The sequence below is a fragment of the Rossellomorea sp. YZS02 genome, from assembly GCF_033963925.1.
In the GTDB taxonomy this organism is placed as follows: domain Bacteria; phylum Bacillota; class Bacilli; order Bacillales; family Bacillaceae_B; genus Rossellomorea.
In genome coordinates this window covers 22,545-41,751 of the sequence record NZ_JAXBLY010000026.1, presented here as the reverse complement: position 1 = coordinate 41,751, position 19,207 = coordinate 22,545, and the positions used below count along the sequence as shown (strand labels likewise).

Here is a 19,207-nt window from a genome sequence, read left to right as displayed (position 1 = left end):
AATAAACATGGAAAAGAAAAAACCTATGCCTTTTCGGGTATTTATCTTTCTTTTCCCATTATAAATTGTTTACCTTGTTTTGTCATAAAATTGTCTATATTTCCATTATCCATATTCTTCTTAACTTACGTAACAGGTCGAGGGATAGTCAGAACATAAAAAAAGGCAAAACAAAAAGGCTCAATGATCAAGATGGTGTTGATCAGCAAGCCTTCTGGTTTGCAGTATTACTGTCCCTATTGTACATATGAGCATGATTACACATATGATCGAAAAGAATTCCGGTTAAAACTGGATCAGACCTACACTAATCTGCAGGGCGTCGTCCACTTTCTCCATCATCTCATCGTCCAAGTGGGTTATCTTATCGGTAAGACGTTGTTTATCAATCGTTCGAATCTGTTCAAGCAAGATAACGGAATCACGTTCAAAGCCATAACGTTTTGCATCAATTTCAACATGAGTAGGCAGTTTTGCTTTTTGAATTTGTGCGGTAATGGCAGCTACAATAATGGTGGGACTGAACCTGTTCCCTATATCGTTTTGAATTACAAGTACCGGCCGAACTCCGCCTTGTTCTGAACCTACAACAGGAGAAAGGTCTGCAAAGTATACGTCACCACGCTTTACAATCAAAGGATTAACCTCCGCTTACTAAGCGTTCGACTGTATGTTCTGCCTCATATTCTGCTTGAATCGCTTCTGAAGCGATTGCAAGATTAATCTTAGCCATTTCCATATAGCCGCGTCTCATAGATTCACGTAATTGTCTCTTCTTACGCTCTCTTAAATACATTTTGGTTGCACGATAAATAAACTCATTGCGATTCACATTTTCTTGATCTGCAAAGCCGTCTAATTCTGTAACGAGCTGTTGCGGTAGACGAATTAAGATTTCTGTTGTTGCGCTGGATTCAGACACAAACTACACCTCCACCAATCACTACATACCGTTTCTGTTCATTAACATATTTATCATACCATCAATTATAGGGAATGAAAAGTTAATTTATCAATCTCTTCTATTATCCGCCATTTAAAATAGGAATTATTCATCGGACGGGCCGTTATTTTCCTGTTGACTGCGTACCCCTGGCATTAGGAGTTTATTGGATACTTCCGTTGCTTCACCATTTCGAATATAGATCCGCGGTACTCTTGTGGAGATGATGCAAGGGATCTCATAGTTAATGGTATCAAGCTTTCCAGCGATTTCATCCATTGTTATCGAGTCATTACCCTGGCTGCCGATTAACGTGATCCGTGTACCGATTCCCTTGAATTCAGGCAGACTGATCATGCATTGATCCATACAAACTCTTCCAACAATTGGAACTCTTTCACCTTGCACCAAAACGTCCTGTCCTTGCAATTTCCGAAGCCATCCATCAGCATACCCGATGGGAATCGTGCCGATCCACTCCTTATTATCTGTCTGATACGTTGCCCCGTAGCTGACTTTCTCAAAAGCTCCGAGCTCTTTTATATGAATGAGTCTCGAATGAAGGGAGAAGACTTCCTTTAAGGGAAATGGCAGTTCCGGCTTCATCTCAATAGAAGGGGTGAGGCCGTACATGGCAATCCCTACCCGTACAGCGTTGAAAAGGGTGTTCGTCTTCCGCAGTGTAGCTGCACTGTTGGAAGAATGAATATACAGTGGAAGGGATTCCAATTGTTCGAGCATATATTCAAACCGCTTCAATTGCTCCTCAAGATATTCATCATTCAGTTCATCCGCTGTGGCAAAATGGGTGAAGATCCCTTCAAGCTCAAATCGGGGATGGGCATGGATGTACTCCTCAACCCCCTTTAACTCTTCAATAGTACGGACCCCTATCCGGCCCATACCGGTGTCACACTTGATATGGAGGTTTAAACGCTCTCCTTTAGACAATTGCTTTTCAGCTTCAATCAGCCATTCCTTCTGAAATACGGTTAACGAAATATCCAAATGCGCGGCAATCTGCACGTCTTTTGGCCGTGTAGCACCCAATACAAGGATTGGAGCGATGATGCCTCCCCTTCGCAAGGAAATCGCTTCATCCAGGAATGCAACAGCCAAGCCGTGCGCCCCTGCAGCGAGTGCCGTCAGAGAAGTCTGCACATCCCCATGCCCATAAGCATTGGCCTTCACAACGGCGAAAACGCTCACATCCTCAGGGATATGCCCTTTAATATTCTTTACATTTTCATATAAATGATCTAGATTAATTTCAGCCCAAGTATCACGAAAAAATTGCGTCTGGGTTTCCACTCTCTTCACTTCCTCATATCTTTACACAAAACATTGTCATTCTATTCAAGAATACCATGGTTTATTCATATTATCATGGATTGTGATAAGAAGATTTTTCGGGGAAGGGAATTCAGCATAGAGGTTTTAAGGAGAAGATGGGTTGAGGCGGGACTTTGATCACTCCGGATTGCTTGATTCTTGAAGTCTGCAACTATATATTATCGGATTTGGGGTATTTATTATCGACTTACTCTCTTCGCTCTTGATTCCTTCCATAGAAAAGGGACGGACCCAAAGAGCCCGCCCCGATCATAGAGTTATTTCACCATTGAACCTTGTACAGACTGCGCCACCATTACCATTTCGGATGGGGTCAGATCATTTGAAGCAAGCATATAATCTACGCCGTTATTGGTCCACCTGATGGATTGATCCGTCATGGCCGCTACGGTAAATCCAAGGTCCACTACCTCACCTTTCAGTGACGTCGATACGGTCATCGTCGGAACGACAGTGGTCTTCTCCTGGACGATCGTGAACGATTTTTCACCGTCGTAAGTCAAGATGACACGTTTTCCGGTATCCGTCGCCACTTCTTTCTCCTCAATCAATTCCGTCCCTGTGATTTCTGACATCGGATAAAGTACAGTGAATTCCGTATCTTCCACACCTGCCGTTACAGGAACCTCAAGTTGGGCGCCGGTCATGTTCTTCTTCATATCGAAATCCTTTTTATCAAACGCCGCCTTCATATCCATTTTAGAAAATTCCACTTTCACAAGGGGATTCTGATCTGAATCCATGACACTGACGGATGCAGGCGTCAAGTCTTTCTTGTTAAAGGCAATCTCCTGAGTTGGGAGCATCTGACTGTTCTGGTAGCGTGTTTTTGTCGTAAAGACGTAGTGACTCTTTGTTTCTTTGAAGGTCGCTTCTTTGTCTTCCAACACATCTTTGACAAGTGATTCGTACAAGTATGCCTGACTGCTGTTTTCAGGCCAGTTGCTTTGGAATCGGAAGCTCTTGTTCAAAGCCGGCGTCAGGACGAATACTCCATCATCATTACGCAGGATCATCTGGCTTTGATCTTTCGTAGCATTCTTTAAGGCTACACGGTAATAATTAGGGTCATTATGCCATACTTCTACATCATAGGTCTGGGGTTCATCTCCCACTTGAAGGGTCATTTTGGCATCCGCCTTGTATCCCTTCATATCCTCTACTTTTGCCTTAAGGTCCTTGGTTACATCTTCTTTCGATTGTTCTCCACAAGCGGCGAGCGCAAGCACCGCTAGCATGGCGATCACTAGTATCACTAGCTTTTTCTTCATTTTTTCAACCCCTTTTGTCCCAGGATATACGTAATTGAGAGAGGGGAAGGCCAAGTGTCAAAGAATGGACGATCCTTGAAAGAATGCCCTGTTCCATTCGCCAACGAACCGCGATTGTGAGACACCTGACCTTGTCTCTCCTATTGCACTACTGAATATATGAGACAACCCGGGGGATTATGCTGACAAGCTTAAAATTTATTGCTCTATCACAACCTGAGCAGCCGCAAATTCCCTGCTATGGGTAATGGAAAGATGTGCATTCGCCCCCTGCGGCTTTGAAAAATAAGGCTTCCCGCTTCCGTCCTTACTGATTTCGATATCCTGAAATGAAATCGCCGCCCCGATCCCGGTTCCATTCGCTTTCGCATACGCCTCTTTCGCCGCAAAGCGACCTGCCATATATTCTATTTTTCGCCGTTCACTCAATGAAGAGAAGGTGTCCTCTTCTCTCTCAGTCAATATTCTCTTCACGAACTTTGGTTGACGATCCAGCATTTCCTGAATGCGCCCGATTTCCACGATGTCCATCCCTATTCCTTTAATCATCTGTGACTCCCCTTCTACTTTTGTCCTACCCTGCATATTTTGATAATGAACTCTACTCGTGATTTCTCCCGTTTTCTTATACTATAGTACTAACTAGTTTTTTTATGTCATGATCTTGTCTAGGAGGATACACTATGTTTGTACGAACGGAAAGTTTTTCTCAATTCTTACGGTTCTATCCTATTATCTCCCTGATTGTCTTGATTCATATCGTCCTTTACACAGTCAGCACCCTCCCTATTTTCCCTCAACTGTGGGTATATGAACAACTGGCCGGAGTGAATTTGTTTATTAAAGAAGGCGAATGGTGGAGATTGATCACCCCGATTTTCGTTCATATGGGTTTTGCCCATCTGTTATTTAACTCCTTTTCTCTTGTATTGTTCGGACCACCTTTGGAAAAGCATCTCGGAAAGGCGAAGTTTGTCGCCCTGTATATAGCAAGCGGTGTGTTTGCCAATATCATCACATTCCTTGTCAAACCACTCACGTACAGTCACGTCGGGGCATCAGGAGCCATATTCGGCTTGTTCGGTTATTACATCGCCATGATTGTTCTGAAGAACCATTTCATTACGAGGGAAAGTCGTCAGATTATCTTACCCATCGTCATCATCGGGGTCGTCATGACCTTTATGCAATCGGGTATCAATATTACAGCACACATCTTCGGATTGATTGCCGGCTTCGTTATCGGATGGATCTCCGGGAGAAAATAATAGGCAAGAAGCGGCCCGCATAAGCTGGCCGCTTCTTCACTTACTTACTATGGGAAAACCAGGAAGTAATCCTTTTAACATCTTCATGATCCAGATCCCTTACAGGACTAGCATAGCCGGCTACCCCCGACTTCACTGTGGTCGTAAGACTCCCCAGCTCATTTCTCGCCTGGAACCAGCTCACTTTTGAATCCAAAGACTGAATCCTGCTTTTCTTCATATACATCGTATTCTTCAGAACACCTCTATACCGCAACGTTAATTGTCCACCATCGATCCTAAAGCCACCTGCGCGGAACTGAAAGTAGCCAAGAATACCAAAAGGCAGGGCCAATAGAGCTGCCCAAAGGCCATATGGCCAATAGAAATAACAGGCGATTGCGGTCGGTACCAATATCCATACAGTTTGCCTGAAAACATACCTTCTCATGGAGCGTTCCGGCAGCCCCTTGAAATCTTTTTCGATGATATAATCAGGAAACAAGCCCATTAACAACTCAGGTACCCGCTCCTTCTTTACAATCGGAAACAATTTGATACTCATGCTATCTTTCTCCAATACAGACCCGCCTGCATTTTCAATATGTACGGTACAATAGCCGATCAGCTGCCTGACTGGGTTCTCCACAATCCTGATTCCCTGAACCCGGTTTAACGGAACCGTCACCTGCTTCTTCTCAAGCAGCCCCCTGGTAATCACGATATGTTCATCGACGATCCTGATCTTAAAATCACCGTAAATAATGAATGTCCAAATGATCGATAGCAACCAGGCAAGGACAAGCCCCACAAATGCAGTCAACGCGACAATGAGCACTCCGTTTTGTACAAACACGGCCAGCTCTTCAAATACTGCTTCATAGGGAATGAGTTCATTAAATTGCGACAGGAAGATCGCAACACCCGAAATGATCACACCCACTCCTCCAGAAGTCGCAGCCAGCACCCAGATATCTTTAGATCCCAGAGTGAAAACCGATTTCTCATTGTGGTTTTCAGGTTGTTCTACCGAAAGATCCTCCGTAACTTTTTGGCCCTTTTTCTCCAGGTAAATCAGTTTTTCCAGGTCGGTTGCTTCCTCTTTTGAAATGGCCGTCAGCTCAGCTTCCGATTCTCTCGCGTTTGAAGAACCCGCTGTTTCGACTTTCACTTTCACGAGTCCAAATGGACGGTGAAGCACCCCTTCGGAGAAATTCAGGCTCTGGATACGGTCTATCGGGATATACCGTTTCTTCTTGACAAAAAGGCCATACTCAATCCGGAGCTCTCCCTCTTCCACCCGGTAAGTGAACCGAAGCCATTTAATGATGCCGAAAGCAAGGACGGCAACAAGAACGACTGCCATGGATAATAAAGGGAGATAATCCCAGAATACGTTCTTCTCTCCACGATTGTTGATAACAAATAAAAAGACAAAGGGTACAATCAGATCCTTCAGCTGCTTAATGAAACTCGCTACTGCCGATATCGGATGAAGACGTTTATGTTCAGACATCATCTTCCGCCACCCTTGCCAGTTGCGATATTGAGTTTCTCAGCTCATCCGCTTCCTCCATGTTCAATGCGGGAATTTCATGAACAGTTGCAGCGGAAGATATCGTAATCGTCGATAGCCCATATTTCTTTAGAATCGGACCCTGAACTGTATCGACATGCTGAACCCTCACCATCGGGACCAGTGTGCGCTTCACAATGAAGATCCCACGCTGCAGTTCAATTTCCTGTTCCCTCACTTCATACCGCCATCTCTTCCATTTGATCATCGGCAGCAAGTATACAAACACATATGTAAAAAGTATAAAAACTGATCCTGCTATCACCGTTACCCACCCGGGCCAATCAAAAAGGTAAGTGAGTACGATCGCCCCGGCTGCAAGCAACGCCACGACCAGCGACTCCAACACTCCATATATCCTCCACACCTTTAAGGCCTTGGGTGAAATTCTCTTCTGCGGTTCCCCTATCATTCCAATCCCCCTCACATCTCTCTTACTAAATCTTACAGTATATATACGATTTGGAACAGAGATGGTTTCAGATCTATTTTAAAATAAAGGTACTCTTATCCACCCATTCTATATCTTCATGTTCTTTCAGATCCTCCACTAATTTGAACAAAGCGTCATCCTTTTTCTTCGCTTCGATCATACAATCGATTTCAGCCACCGTCCCTTTGATCCCGTGAAGGAAGTCCATAAACATGTCGGGATCGATGAATTCCGCATGGGCTTTATAATCCTCACGTGACCGGGGGCTTGAGATATGCATTTTCACCGGAAGCGGGGACTGACTCCACGTTCCGACCACCCTTTCCCAGTCCAGTAACCAGTCCCGTTCGTTGTACGCTAGATGGTGGTGATAATCAAATACAAGGGGAATGCCTAGTTTCTCACACAAATACAGGGCGTCGGCTGCACTGAACACCGTATCGTCATTTTCAAGAATGATCATCCGTTGAAGCGAGACAGGCGTCAGCCCCCAATTATGAATAAATTGCTCAAGCGCCTTTTCCTTATCCTCATAGGCACCGCCTACATGAAGAACACAGCGGTGAGTCGGGTCAATACCCATTCCTTTTAGCAATGCCTCATGCATCTTTAAAGTCTTCAGCGAATTCTTCAGCACATCTACATCGCTCGAATTTAAGAGGACAAAGTGATCGGGATGGAACCCAACCCTCATCGGATGAAGCTCGAGGTATTTCTTTATCTCATGGAGTTCATCCTTTAAAGGGGCAATGAAGTCCCACCCCTTTAATTCCGGATGATTCGCAAGGGGGATCAACTTCGAACTGAACCTGAAGAAATGGATTTCATTCAGGACATTATGTTTTAAAAGCCTGAGGCAATTTTGCAAATTCGAGCGGGCAATCCGTTCTAATTTATGAATCGCTGCTTCTCGATCCTTTATGCCTGCAAATTGCTTGTACGTCATCGTTTGTGAGGGAGAGGCATTTTGAAGATTCATGCTCATGGCTACATAGCCCAGTTTTACGAGTGTCATGGGTGATGGACTCCTTTTTGGGGTTAGTATGTGCTTTAGATGGGGAATTATCTCGTCGGTTTTGAATAGGTGACAGATTTGGTGCTTCCTTGGGTTTGGAGATGAAAGGATTTCAATAGTTTATAGGCTGTGTTTCTTGAGTTTAAATGGAGGAAGTTTCTTATTTCCCTATTGGTCAGGTGGTTGTTTATTAGTAAGAAGTATTCTTGGATTGCTTTGGTGTGTGCGGTTTTTGAAGAGTTGTTGCACTTAGGACAGTACCAGGCTGCACTGACTCTGATCATCGGGATGTGCTGGCAGTTGTCGCAGCGTACACCGGTGAGGATATCGTTTTTTGATAGGGAGTAGGCAGTTAGGATATCTATTTCTGGTTCTTCGTGCTTTTTTAGTATGAGCTTTTTCATTTTTAAAAGTTCTTTTTCTGTAACGGTTGGGGTTGGACGTTTTTCATTCAATTCCTTGATCTTATCGATGATATTTTGAGGATGGATAATCTGTTTATAGGGATCGTCAGGCGCCGGGGATACGGTGTAATTCAAAGTGGTCGATGGATTGCTGAATACGACGAGGTGTTCGATTGGGGGATGCTTTATTCTGTGGGTAATGAACCATTTGTGGATCAATAACTTATACCTTTGCACTTGAGATACCGGGTCGACCACCCCTTCTGTCACTCCTTTATGAGTTCGGGTAAGCTGTTTGATGAAAGGGTCAATGGTTACCATTCCTGATATGTTTTTTACTTCGATGATTAAGATATAGAATGGGGTGAGGATGAGAAAGTCCATTTGAAAATGGTTTGAGAAGATGGGGAGTCTTACATTATAAAAGATCTTGTATCTTTTATCTCTTAGAAAAGTGAGGTGGTAGTAGATCGTGGATTCTCCGTTGTAGCCGGCCCTTCTTTTTCTTAAATCCTTTTCAATGAGGGGGACCCTTGGATGATTTTTGACGATCCGAACGGATAATGCTTCTGTTTTTTCAAGAATAATCGGGATTTTCAGCTCTTTACAGATCAATTGATCACTCTCCTTTAGCAGTATGGTTAATTAGTTCGCCGCAGATTGGAATTTCCCTTCTTCTGATTTGGAAATATTAACATATTAATATGGATTGCGTCATTTTCGGCCCTGATTGCGTCATTTTCTTCATAATTGCGTCGTTTTTTTATTTATTGCGTCATTTTCAGTAGTAATTGCGTCTTTTTACAAATATCGGTACAACACTCCCCTCAATCTCTTCCAAAACCATAAAAAAACACGACAACCCTAAAGGTCGTCGTGTCCTATCTATCTAATCAAGAATTGTTATAAGATTTACGTTTAGTTGAAGATTGTGGTCTGCCGCCGCCAGTACGGTTGCGGTCTCCCCCACGGCTTCCGCCTCCGCGGTTTCCACCGCCGCTGCGTGATGATCCACCACGGCTTCCGCCTTTACCACTGCGTGATCCACCTTTGTATCCACCACGGTTTCCGCCGCCACGATTTCCACCTCTTGATGGTAATGGGCGCTCTTCCGTAATTTCAACTGGAGTTGTATCAGGCTCTTTCGTCAATACACGGATCGCTGCTGCAACTGCTTGAACAGGATCGTGATCGCCTAGGAACTCTTCTGCTAATGGATAGTAATCTTTAAGATCGCTTTCCTTCGCTGCTTCAACCAGTTTCTCTAAAGCCAGACGCTGCTGACCTTCAAGAGCTTCGTTTAAGCTAGGTGGCTTAAGGGCAGTCATTTTCTTCTTCGTTGTTTGTTCAACAATCTTCAGGTAACCCATTTCTCTTGGTGTAACAAAAGTGATGGACATACCCTTCTTACCTGCACGACCTGTACGTCCGATACGGTGAACGTAGCTTTCAGGATCTTGAGGAATATCAAAGTTGTATACATGCGTTACGCCTGAGATATCTAATCCACGGGCAGCAACGTCTGTAGCGATAAGGATGTCGATACGTCCTTCTTTAAATTTCTTAAGGACTGTCATACGACGAGCTTGTGAAAGATCTCCGTGGATTCCTTCTGCCAGGTAGCCGCGGATGCTAAGAGCACGTGCCAATTCGTCTACTCTACGCTTTGTACGACCGAATACAATCGCAAGTTCAGGTGATTGTACGTCGATTAAACGTGAAAGTGTATCAAATTTTTCTTTTTCGCTTACTTTCGTGAAGTACTGTTCGATGTTTGAAACCGTTACTTCTTTTGATTTAACCTTGATGACTTCAGGCTCTGACATGAAACGGTTCGCAATGCGACGGATCGGATCCGGCATTGTAGCAGAGAATAGAAGTGTTTGTCTTGTGCTTGGAACTGTCTCAAGGATGCTTTCAATGTCCTCGATGAAGCCCATGTTCAGCATTTCGTCTGCTTCGTCCAGTACAAGTGTTTCAACATTTTCAAGGTTGAGCGTCTTACGTTTGATATGGTCAAGTAGACGACCAGGTGTACCGACGATGATATGAGGGTTCTTCTTCATCGCACGAATTTGACGCTGGATGTCCTGACCTCCATATACAGATAGGACGCGGGCACGCTTGTCAGCTCCGATACGGTATAACTCTTCAGAAACCTGGATCGCAAGTTCACGAGTAGGCGCAATGATCAATGCTTGAACTTTCGGGTTCTTCACATCGATTTTCTCGATCATTGGAATTCCGAATGCTGTCGTTTTACCTGTTCCCGTTTGTGCCTGACCGATGATATCCTTACCTTCTAAACCGACTGGAATCGTACTCGCCTGAATTGGTGTTGCTTCTTCAAAGCCCATACGTTTGATTGATTTCAACGTAGATGCGCTTAAGTTTAAATCTGCAAACTTAGTCAATGTTACATTCTCCTTTAATTTACATCTTTTATAACTAATCAATATCTGATTATATTTTTAGGTCGGAACGAAATCTTACCCACCGAAAGACTTCGGTATCTAATCTAAAACCGTCTATATGAGATGTTTAGTTTTATGTTTGGTACAAAAAAATACACCCTTCAAAATAGAAGAGCTAGCACGTCCAACAAAATAAGAACTATGTTGTAGTTATGTTACCACTTCTAGAAATGAATTTCAATCTAATGTCAAATAGTCAATCTATTCACTTTGCAGGAATTGGTAGATCTTATCAAAAAGATCGTGCTTATCTTCACTATGACAAATCAAGTGTTTTGCTTCTGGGGAATAGAATAAATTTTTCTCTTTTGAGGAAATAGTCTCATATATATATTTCGCTGCTTTAGGGGGGACTATTCCATCATTCTGTCCTTGGGCGATAAAGGTTGGGATATTCACCTTAGAAAGAAGTGGACGAGCGATACGGACGACTTTCCTGAATTCGTATGTGGAAAGAATTGGGGTTTGTGTCACCTTGAATTTATATCGTTTGTACAGCTCGTTTTCAACTATATTGCCTTGCATTCCTTCTTTGATCAAATTTCCAATATCTTTCAGTAACTGTTTGACATTTATATAGTAGGCTGCAGCGCTTAAGAGCACGAGCTTACCTATGTCGTATTTCACAGAAAGATAGGAAGCAATTAATCCTCCCATTGAAAAACCGATGACATAGACCTCGTCACAGGTATCAAGCAGGCACTTCAGTTCAGACTCAGCATGTTCAATCCATTCAATATGCTTAATCCCTTTCAAATCAAGAGTATCCCCATGACCTGGGAGAGTGGGCACGACGATTTCCCAATCGGTCCGTTCTTGGAGGAATTCTGCCAGAGGCTCCACTTCAAATGGGCTCCCTGTATAACCATGGATTAATAAACAACCGATCATGTTATCCCCACTCACTTATCAAAAAGTAGGGAGCGAGCCAAACTCCCACATCATCTACAAGCTCATTTTGTTCATTTTCCTGAAGGTTTAAACTTATGCCTTCAGGCCGTCAATGATTTCTTCAAGCTTCATCCCCCGGGACGCCTTGAATAAAATCAGTTCATCCCCTTTAATAATGGAGGACAATTCACTCGTCAAATTCTCTTTATCGCTAAAAGAGTGAACCCTGTCTTCCGGGAAATTCTCCAGGGCTCCTTCTGCAATCAAGGCTGCAAGGGGACCGAACGTAAACACTTGCTGGATCTTCTCAGAGTCAATCATGCGCCCGATCTCTTTGTGAAAATCATCTTCGTTCTCCCCTAGTTCCAGCATGTCACCAAGCACAAGGATCTTCATGCGGAAGCCTTCAAGCTCTGATACAAGCCCAATGGCCGCTTTCATGGAAGTCGGACTCGCATTATAGGCATCATTGATGATGCTTTCGCCTTTTGCTCCTTCCAGCATTTCCATTCTCATTTGGGTCAGCTTCAATGACTGTAAGCCTTCTTTCATTTCACCTACACTGAGTCCGAAATGACGGGCAATCAGGATTCCAGCAAGGGCGTTATGGATATTATGCTGACCTAAGACAGGCAGGTAGAACGTTTCACCCTCAGCGAAAGACGTTTCAAAGTAGCTTCCTTGATTGTTCATTTCGATTTTTGTCGGGTAAATCGTATTGGATTCGCTTCTTCCGAATGTCTCCATATGCTTCAGACCGAGACTTTTAACACCTTCCTGCAGCAGCGGTTCATCTCCGTAGTAGGCAAACAACCCGTCAGTTTTAAGGCCCTTTACGATTTCAAGCTTAGCCTTGGCAATGCCTTCCCGTGAGCCAAGGTCTTGAAGATGGGATTCACCGATATTCGTAATGATGGCGGCATCCGGCTGGGAGATTTCAGATAAGAGTTCAATTTCCCCGAAACCGCTCATCCCCATTTCAAGCACCGCCACTTCCGCGTCCTGAGGCAGGGAAAGGATCGTTAACGGGAGGCCAATATGGTTATTATAGTTCCCTTGCGTCTTATGAACCCGATATTTCACGGAAAGAAGATTGGCCACAATATCCTTGGTCGTTGTTTTCCCATTACTTCCTGTAATCCCGACTACCTTTAGATCCAGTTCATGCCGGTACTTGTTCGCCAAATCCTGAAGGGCAAGGAGTGGATCCTCCACCACTATAACGGGTATGTCCTCAGGTGGATTAGGGACATTGACATCCCAGAGTGCAGCAGACGCCCCATTATCAATGGCTTGTCGTACAAACTGGTGACCGTCCACATTCTCCCCTTTAAAAGGAACAAATAGATTGCCGCTTTCAATTTTTCTCGTATCGATGGAAACGCCTTTTACCACAACGGCATCAAACGAGGAAAGATCGTTTTTCACATCAATCATGGTACAGATATCTTTAATCGTCTTCTCGAACATTCGCTTTCTCCTTTTACTCATTTTATCATCAAAATAGAGCAGGGACTGCCTTTTGGCGGTCAGTCCCATGTTGTTTTACATCGTATGTTTAATGGTTTGTTTGTCTTGATATCGTTCCATTCCAAGCTCCACAAGTTTCCCGATCAGGGTAGGATAATCGACTCCTGTGTGCTTCCAAAGAAGCGGGAACATACTGAATGGCGTGAAACCAGGCATCGTATTCACTTCATTCATAAAGATTTGACCATCTTCTGTCAAGAAGAAGTCCGCACGTACAAGTCCTGAACAATCCAGGGCTTTATAGGATTGAATCGCGATGTTTTTCATTTCATTGTAGATGCCGCCTTCTACTTCTGCAGGGATGATGAGGGCTGTATCCCCATCCTCATATTTCGCTTTGTAATCATAGAAATCTTTCTTAGGGACGATTTCACCTGCGACAGAGCATTCAGGCTGATCATTTCCAAGTACGCCAAGCTCGATTTCACGTGCCTTCACGCCTTCTTCGATGATAATCTTGCGGTCGAATTGGAATGCTTCTTCAAAAGCCGTCTCCAGTTCTTTACGGGACGTACACTTGCTGATTCCAACAGATGAACCCAGGTTTGCCGGCTTCACGAAACAAGGATACCCAATCTCATCTTCCACTTGCTTATAAGCAGCGTCAGGATTTCCTTTCCAAGTGCTGCGGATGAACCATGTGTAGTTGACTTGTGGAATGCCCGCCTGAGCAAACAGATTCTTCATGATGACTTTATCCATCCCGGCTGATGAAGCAAGGACCCCATTCCCTACATACGGGAGGTTCAACAGCTCAAGCATCCCTTGAACCGTTCCGTCTTCCCCATTCGGTCCGTGAAGCAATGGGAAGATCATGTCATATCCTTCAGATTCAGAAGGAGCGATGGATGTACTCAACGCATTAGGGGCGATTTCCTCCCCTTCTTTGAATTGTAATGCTTTCACGTCTTCAACGGGGGCGTTCAATTGTGGACCCTTGACCCATTTGCCTTCTGTCGAGATAAAAACAGGGTGGATTTCATATTTATTTAAGTCCAGGGCACCAATCACGGCCTTGGCTGTTTGCAGAGATACATTATGTTCAGCAGATTTACCGCCGTACAGTAAGCATAACTTCGTTTTCATGTATGTGTTACCTCCAATATTCACAATAGATGTTTCTATTTTATCACTTTCAGGGGAAAGGGAAAGAATGATTCCTTTGGAAATCAAAAATTACCACATTTGTCTTGATTCAAATGGCATTCGGATCATTGCCCATTATATATGTATGCAAACGAAAACCAGTCCTGCGACAGTCCTACCATTATTATTCTGAATACACTTAAGATTTCGCCTATTTAAAAAGCTATTAAAATCTTACTCTATAAGGTGTATAATCCTCCTATTAAAAACATTTGTACTTTCAAGGAGGACACCCAGATGAGAAAGCTCGGTTTACTGCCTAAGATTCTTTTAGGTATTGCGTCAGGTATTGTCATTGGAGCATATGCACCAGAATGGTTTGTGAAAATCTTCGCTACATTCAATGGATTATTCGGGAATTTCCTTGGATTCGCGATCCCGCTGATCATCATCGGCTTTATCGCTCCTGGAATTGGTTCCATGGGTAAAGGCGCAGGAAAACTTCTTGGATTAACCACTGCACTCGCATATGGTTCCACGGTGCTTGCAGGTTTGCTCGCCTTTGTAGTTGCGAAGTCTATTTACCCATCTTTACTCGCAAATCAAACGTCCCAATCATTTGAAAATCCGGAAGAAGCTCTTCTCAAAGGATTTTTCACAGTGGACATGCCCCCGATCATGGGCGTCATGTCGGCACTCCTTATCGCCTTCACCATCGGTCTTGGTATGGCGGCCATCAAAGGGGACACCCTTCAAAAGGGGATGGATGAATTCAGGAACATCATTGAGCTCGTAATTGAAAAAATCATCATTCCACTCCTGCCAATCCATATTCTTGGAATCTTCGCCAATATGACTCAGGGCGGACAGGTGAGCGCAATCATGTCTGTATTCGCAAAAGTCTTTGTCATGATTATTCTATTACATCTTATCTTTTTAGTTATTCAATATACTGCTGCCGGTACTCTGAGAAAGCAAAACCCGCTTTCCATGATGAAGGGAATGCTTCCTGCTTACTTCACGGCACTTGGAACGCAGTCTTCTGCGTCTACCATCCCGGTGACACTTGAACGCTCAAAGAAAATCGGTGCCAGGGAACGCATCGCCGACTTCTCCGTTCCACTGCTGGCCACGATTCACCTATCAGGAAGTACAATCACCCTTGTCAGCTGTGCCATGGCGGTTATGTTCATCCAGGGTGAAGCACTTCAGTTCTCTCAGCTGTTCCCATTCATACTGATGCTCGGCATCACGATGATCGCAGCACCAGGTGTTCCCGGTGGAGCGGTCATGGCAGCACTCGGACTACTTGAAACAATGCTTGGATTCGGACCGACCATGACGTCCCTCATGATCGCCCTTTACCTTGCTCAGGACAGCTTCGGTACAGCCTGCAACGTAACGGGTGACGGTGCCATCACATCCATCGTCGACAAACTGACCCAAAAGAAAAAAGCACGCGTATCTTCTATTAAAGTAAGCTGACCTGCCAGAGGTCCGTCCCTCGATCGTGAGGGACGGACCTCTGTTTCTATTTGGGGGATTTCTTTATTCTTTCTTTTGACTGTTTCACGTGTGTCCGCTTGCTATGAGGTATATGTTACAAGCCCTACATTCATCTTTTCTGAATCATCCTGTTATTTTCTGTATAATGGAAATATTAACATAATAAAGGAGTGCTATTACATTGAAATTAACCGGTCAGCGTGTAACACTTAGAAAAATAGAAGAGAGGGACCTTCCTACCCTATGGGATTATATTTATGGCAATCCATCGCCTGAGTGGAAAAAATGGGACGCTCCATATTTTGAACATAAGTACGTTCCCCTTGAAGAGTATATGGAGTCATCCATCCGGAATCGAAACCGCACCGATGAATTCCAGCGGATCATCGAGGTAGATGGGACCATCATTGGAACCGTGGCATACTACTGGGACTATGAACCAACCAGATGGCTTGAGGCAGGCATTGTCATATATGATCCTGCATACTGGAACGGCGGGTATGGAACCGAAGCCTTCTCTCTTTGGATCGACCATCTTTTTACCACAAAGGAAATCGGTCGGGTCGGCATCACGACGTGGTCAGGAAATGAGCGGATGATGAAGGCCGCAGAAAAAGTCGGCATGCAGCTTGAAGGGCGCATGAGAAAATGCCGCTATTACGATGGCGTCTATTACGATTCCATCCGCATGGGCATGATCAGGGAAGAGTGGGAAGAAAAACGCGCTCTCTAAAAAAAGGAGATCCTCAATGAAAACAATCATCCTAGTCGGTGGCGGCCACAGTCACCTTCACTGCTTAAAGAAAATAGACTCTAAGGAAGAAAACGTGAAGTGGATGCTCATTTCCCCTTCCCGTTATCAGTATTATTCTGGAATGTTCTCGGGATACACCGAAGGAATCTACGCACTGGAAGAAACCCGTATAGATTTAAAGAACTTATGTGAGAGGTCCGGCTGTGACTTCGTCGAGGGGACCGTCCTCTCCATCGATCCCGATCAACAGCATCTCCTCACAGACCAAGGCGACATTTTCACGTACGACTTTGTTTCCTTCGACATCGGATCCCGTAATGACTCAATGGAGATACAGGGCTTGCATGAACACAATTTGCCCATCAAACCAAACTATCGTTTCCCGGAGCAAATTGAAAAGCTGCACAACAGCCGGAGAACCGTCTTTATCGGTGGCGGGGCGGCGAGTATCGAAATGGCATTATCTTTAAAGGCATGGAAAATGGACAAGGGATATGGAGACCATTCCATAGCGGTTGTCCACTCCTCTCCCCTGTTAGAAAAGGCGGGTTCCTTTTCATCCAAAAAAATGACGGATCTTGCACGTTCAAAGGGAATCGAGTTGCACCAAGGACGGGTGACAAAGATTGAGAGTGCTCGACTGCATACAGATGAAGGTGAGATTCTAGACTTTGATGAAGTCATCTTCCTGGGCGGACCTAAAGCACCTCCATTGTTCGGAAGCAGCGTGCTGGGGAACGATGAAAAAGGTTTCCTATTGGTAAACAGCTATCTTCAATCAGTGGATTACCCTAACGTGTTCGGAACCGGGGATTGTGCGACTTTACAAGACTTCCCCGACCTTCCGAAAAACGGGGTCACGGCCGTCCGACAAGGTCCTGTTTTGTGGAGAAATCTGACCGGTGCAGCGGCGGATGGAAAGATTATTCCATTTGAACCACAGAAAAGGTATTTGGCGATTATGTCTGTGGGCAACGGACAAGGCTTCCTGACGTACGGATCGTTTTCATTGGTCAGCAGATGGGCTTGGCGGTTGAAGAATTGGATTGATGTGAGGTTTGTTGGAAAGTATGAGGGGTGATGTAGTAGGTTTTGGTGTTGGTGGTGCCTGTGGCGGGGAGGTTTAGGGCCTGAACAATCTTGAGCACTGTTTTTCTGAATTCTAAATGGAGAGATATCGTGATTTTGTCCTCCAATAGTCAAATAATGATGATACATGGGCATCTCTTTATTTCTCACCACACAAAAAAACACGACCACCCCACCAGCAGTCGTGCTCTACCCCCCTATCGAAACAACTCCACATATTTCTTACTAATCACAGGCAGTACGCCGTCAAACAGTTTCTCTCTCCAATACAGGTCCGCTGTTTGCTGTACGGCAGCTGCGTGGTTCGGATACGGGTAGACCATATTCGACAGGGCACCGATTTTGCTCCCTTTTTCCATGGCGAATATGACGGGCTGCATCCAGTCGCCTGCACCGGTACCGACGGCGTGGGCACCGAGTATCTTACCATTCGGTTCTGTGATGATTTTGACAAGCCCTTCAGTTCGGTGATCGGCCACGAAACGGTCGACCTCATTCAATGTCGTCTTGTACACTTTATATTCTATCCCTTTTTCCACGGCCTCTTCTTCGGTCAGTCCGATATGGAAGATTTCCGGTGTCGTATAGGTCGTCCACGGAAGTTTGTTGTAGGAAACCTTCCGTTTCAATCCGAATACAGCATTTTGGACGACGAGCTTTCCTTCCATTCCGGCTCCATGGGTGAATGGGTAGCGTCCGTTCACGTCCCCGATGGCGAAAATATGGGAATGATTGGTCCTCAGTTCATCATTTACTTTGATGAAACCACGGTCGTCAACTTCCACTCCTGCAGCGGAGAGGTTTAAGGATTCTGTACCAGGTTTGCGGCCGGTTGCCAAAAATAACAGGTCCCCATCTACAGATTGCTCTACTCCCTCTTTTATATAATGTACCGTCTTCTGACCGCCAGCCTTCTCTGAAACCCGTTTGATTTCCGCTCCATATTCAAACTGAATATCCTTCTCCAATAAGCCGGTTGCCACTTCACGGATCTCCTTATCTTCTTTTCCTAGAATCCCATCATTTTGTTCGAGGACAACAGCCTCAGCTCCCAACTGAGAAAATGCCTGGGCAAGTTCAAGCCCGATAGGACCCCCGCCGACGAATACAACCCTATTTGGCAGCTCTTCGACGTCAAATACGGTTTCATTCGTGTGATATTCCACCTCGGAAAGGCCATCGATGTCCGGCACGAGAGGACTTGATCCAGTCGCGACAACGATTCTTTTCCCAGAGATCCGGTCTTCCTTTTCCACAAGAATACTGTGAGAATCCAGGAACTCGGCACCTCCGAAGTAGATATCTACTCCCATTTGCAGGAACCGGTCAGGATCATCATGCTTTTGAATATGTGCTATGGCTCCCTTGACTCTTTCTTTCACCTTTTTCATATTGACAGTACCACTGCTTTCGAACCCAAGAGCACTTCCATTCCGGATGGTCGCAACTTCCCTAGCCGCCTGGATGAAGGCCTTTGATGGGACACAGCCAAAGTGAAGGCAGTCTCCGCCAAGCAGTCCACTTTTTTCGATGAGGGCCACTTTGGCTCCAAGGGAAGCGGCTCCCGATGCGACGGTCAGTCCACCTGCGCCTCCGCCTATAACAATCAAATCGTATTGATCCATCTTCATCTCT

General features: G+C 44.8%; 18 protein-coding genes. 4 read left to right on the top strand and 14 right to left on the bottom strand.

The features are described 5' to 3' along the window. Positions 1 to 285: 285 nt before the first annotated feature. From ndoA to acpS, 5 genes are all read right to left on the bottom strand, one after another. Positions 286 to 636 (bottom strand): type II toxin-antitoxin system endoribonuclease NdoA, encoded by a 351-nt coding sequence (gene ndoA, locus SLH55_RS20860; RefSeq protein WP_034763063.1) that lies wholly within the window; start codon positions 634 to 636, stop codon positions 286 to 288. 4 nt (positions 637 to 640) lie between these two features. Next, complete coding sequence (locus SLH55_RS20855) at positions 641 to 922, bottom strand: CopG family ribbon-helix-helix protein (RefSeq protein ID WP_032085355.1); 282 nt, start codon at positions 920 to 922, stop codon at positions 641 to 643. Positions 923 to 1,048: 126 nt separating this feature from the next. Further along, positions 1,049 to 2,254 (bottom strand): alanine racemase, encoded by a 1,206-nt coding sequence (alr, locus tag SLH55_RS20850; protein WP_320324397.1) that lies wholly within the window; start codon positions 2,252 to 2,254, stop codon positions 1,049 to 1,051. A 299-nt stretch (positions 2,255 to 2,553) separates the two neighbouring features. Continuing rightward, positions 2,554 to 3,567, bottom strand: a complete 1,014-nt coding sequence (locus tag SLH55_RS20845) for a LolA family protein (protein ID WP_226677448.1) — start codon at positions 3,565 to 3,567, stop codon at positions 2,554 to 2,556. Positions 3,568 to 3,765: 198 nt separating this feature from the next. Next, positions 3,766 to 4,116, bottom strand: coding sequence for a holo-ACP synthase (acpS, locus tag SLH55_RS20840; protein WP_219166338.1), 351 nt, complete (start codon positions 4,114 to 4,116; stop codon positions 3,766 to 3,768). 134 nt (positions 4,117 to 4,250) lie between these two features. Here acpS and SLH55_RS20835 point away from each other — a divergent pair, with 134 nt between their 5' ends. Beyond that, on the top strand, positions 4,251 to 4,835 hold the full coding sequence (locus tag SLH55_RS20835) for a rhomboid family intramembrane serine protease (protein WP_219166337.1): 585 nt from the start codon (positions 4,251 to 4,253) through the stop codon (positions 4,833 to 4,835). 40 nt (positions 4,836 to 4,875) lie between these two features. Here SLH55_RS20835 and SLH55_RS20830 read toward each other — a convergent pair whose 3' ends face one another. The 8 genes from SLH55_RS20830 to SLH55_RS20795 all read right to left on the bottom strand — a co-directional run bounded on the left by SLH55_RS20830 (position 4,876) and on the right by SLH55_RS20795 (position 14,223). Then, on the bottom strand, positions 4,876 to 6,330 hold the full coding sequence (locus SLH55_RS20830; protein ID WP_320324396.1) for a PH domain-containing protein: 1,455 nt from the start codon (positions 6,328 to 6,330) through the stop codon (positions 4,876 to 4,878). Beyond that, positions 6,323 to 6,802: a PH domain-containing protein gene (locus SLH55_RS20825; protein ID WP_219166336.1), complete on the bottom strand. Its 480-nt coding sequence runs from the start codon at positions 6,800 to 6,802 to the stop codon at positions 6,323 to 6,325. Before SLH55_RS20825 ends, SLH55_RS20830 begins: the two co-directional genes overlap by 8 nt. A gap of 73 nt (positions 6,803 to 6,875) precedes the next feature. Further along, entirely contained in the window at positions 6,876 to 7,838 is a 963-nt protein-coding gene (gene uvsE / locus SLH55_RS20820) for a UV DNA damage repair endonuclease UvsE (RefSeq protein WP_219166335.1), read from the bottom strand. Between the two features lie 47 nt (positions 7,839 to 7,885). Next, the gene (locus tag SLH55_RS20815; protein ID WP_320324395.1) at positions 7,886 to 8,857 is read right to left on the bottom strand and encodes a nuclease-related domain-containing protein; all 972 of its coding nucleotides are present in this window, start codon (positions 8,855 to 8,857) and stop codon (positions 7,886 to 7,888) included. 278 nt (positions 8,858 to 9,135) lie between these two features. Beyond that, entirely contained in the window at positions 9,136 to 10,656 is a 1,521-nt protein-coding gene (locus SLH55_RS20810; protein ID WP_219166332.1) for a DEAD/DEAH box helicase, read from the bottom strand. Positions 10,657 to 10,917: 261 nt separating this feature from the next. Continuing rightward, on the bottom strand, positions 10,918 to 11,607 hold the full coding sequence (locus SLH55_RS20805) for an alpha/beta hydrolase (RefSeq protein ID WP_320324394.1): 690 nt from the start codon (positions 11,605 to 11,607) through the stop codon (positions 10,918 to 10,920). A gap of 93 nt (positions 11,608 to 11,700) precedes the next feature. Next, a complete protein-coding gene (locus SLH55_RS20800; RefSeq protein WP_320324393.1) occupies positions 11,701 to 13,077 on the bottom strand; it encodes a UDP-N-acetylmuramoyl-tripeptide--D-alanyl-D-alanine ligase in 1,377 nt (458 codons plus the stop codon). Between the two features lie 75 nt (positions 13,078 to 13,152). Continuing rightward, positions 13,153 to 14,223 (bottom strand): D-alanine--D-alanine ligase, encoded by a 1,071-nt coding sequence (locus tag SLH55_RS20795; protein WP_219166329.1) that lies wholly within the window; start codon positions 14,221 to 14,223, stop codon positions 13,153 to 13,155. Positions 14,224 to 14,520: 297 nt separating this feature from the next. Between SLH55_RS20795 and SLH55_RS20790 the strand changes: the two genes are divergently transcribed. The 3 genes from SLH55_RS20790 (at position 14,521) to SLH55_RS20780 (ending at position 17,564) form a co-directional block, all read left to right on the top strand. Then, positions 14,521 to 15,708, top strand: a complete 1,188-nt coding sequence (locus SLH55_RS20790) for a dicarboxylate/amino acid:cation symporter (protein ID WP_320324392.1) — start codon at positions 14,521 to 14,523, stop codon at positions 15,706 to 15,708. A gap of 202 nt (positions 15,709 to 15,910) precedes the next feature. Next, positions 15,911 to 16,462, top strand: coding sequence for a GNAT family N-acetyltransferase (locus tag SLH55_RS20785; protein ID WP_413787120.1), 552 nt, complete (start codon positions 15,911 to 15,913; stop codon positions 16,460 to 16,462). A 16-nt stretch (positions 16,463 to 16,478) separates the two neighbouring features. After that, positions 16,479 to 17,564, top strand: a complete 1,086-nt coding sequence (locus SLH55_RS20780) for an NAD(P)/FAD-dependent oxidoreductase (RefSeq protein ID WP_219166327.1) — start codon at positions 16,479 to 16,481, stop codon at positions 17,562 to 17,564. A 205-nt stretch (positions 17,565 to 17,769) separates the two neighbouring features. On the opposite strand, the gene SLH55_RS20775 is transcribed toward SLH55_RS20780, so the two are convergent. Then, positions 17,770 to 19,197 carry a dihydrolipoyl dehydrogenase family protein gene (locus tag SLH55_RS20775; protein WP_320324391.1) on the bottom strand — a complete coding sequence of 476 codons (1,428 nt, stop codon included), beginning with the start codon at positions 19,195 to 19,197 and terminating at the stop codon, positions 17,770 to 17,772. Positions 19,198 to 19,207: the final 10 nt, after the last annotated feature.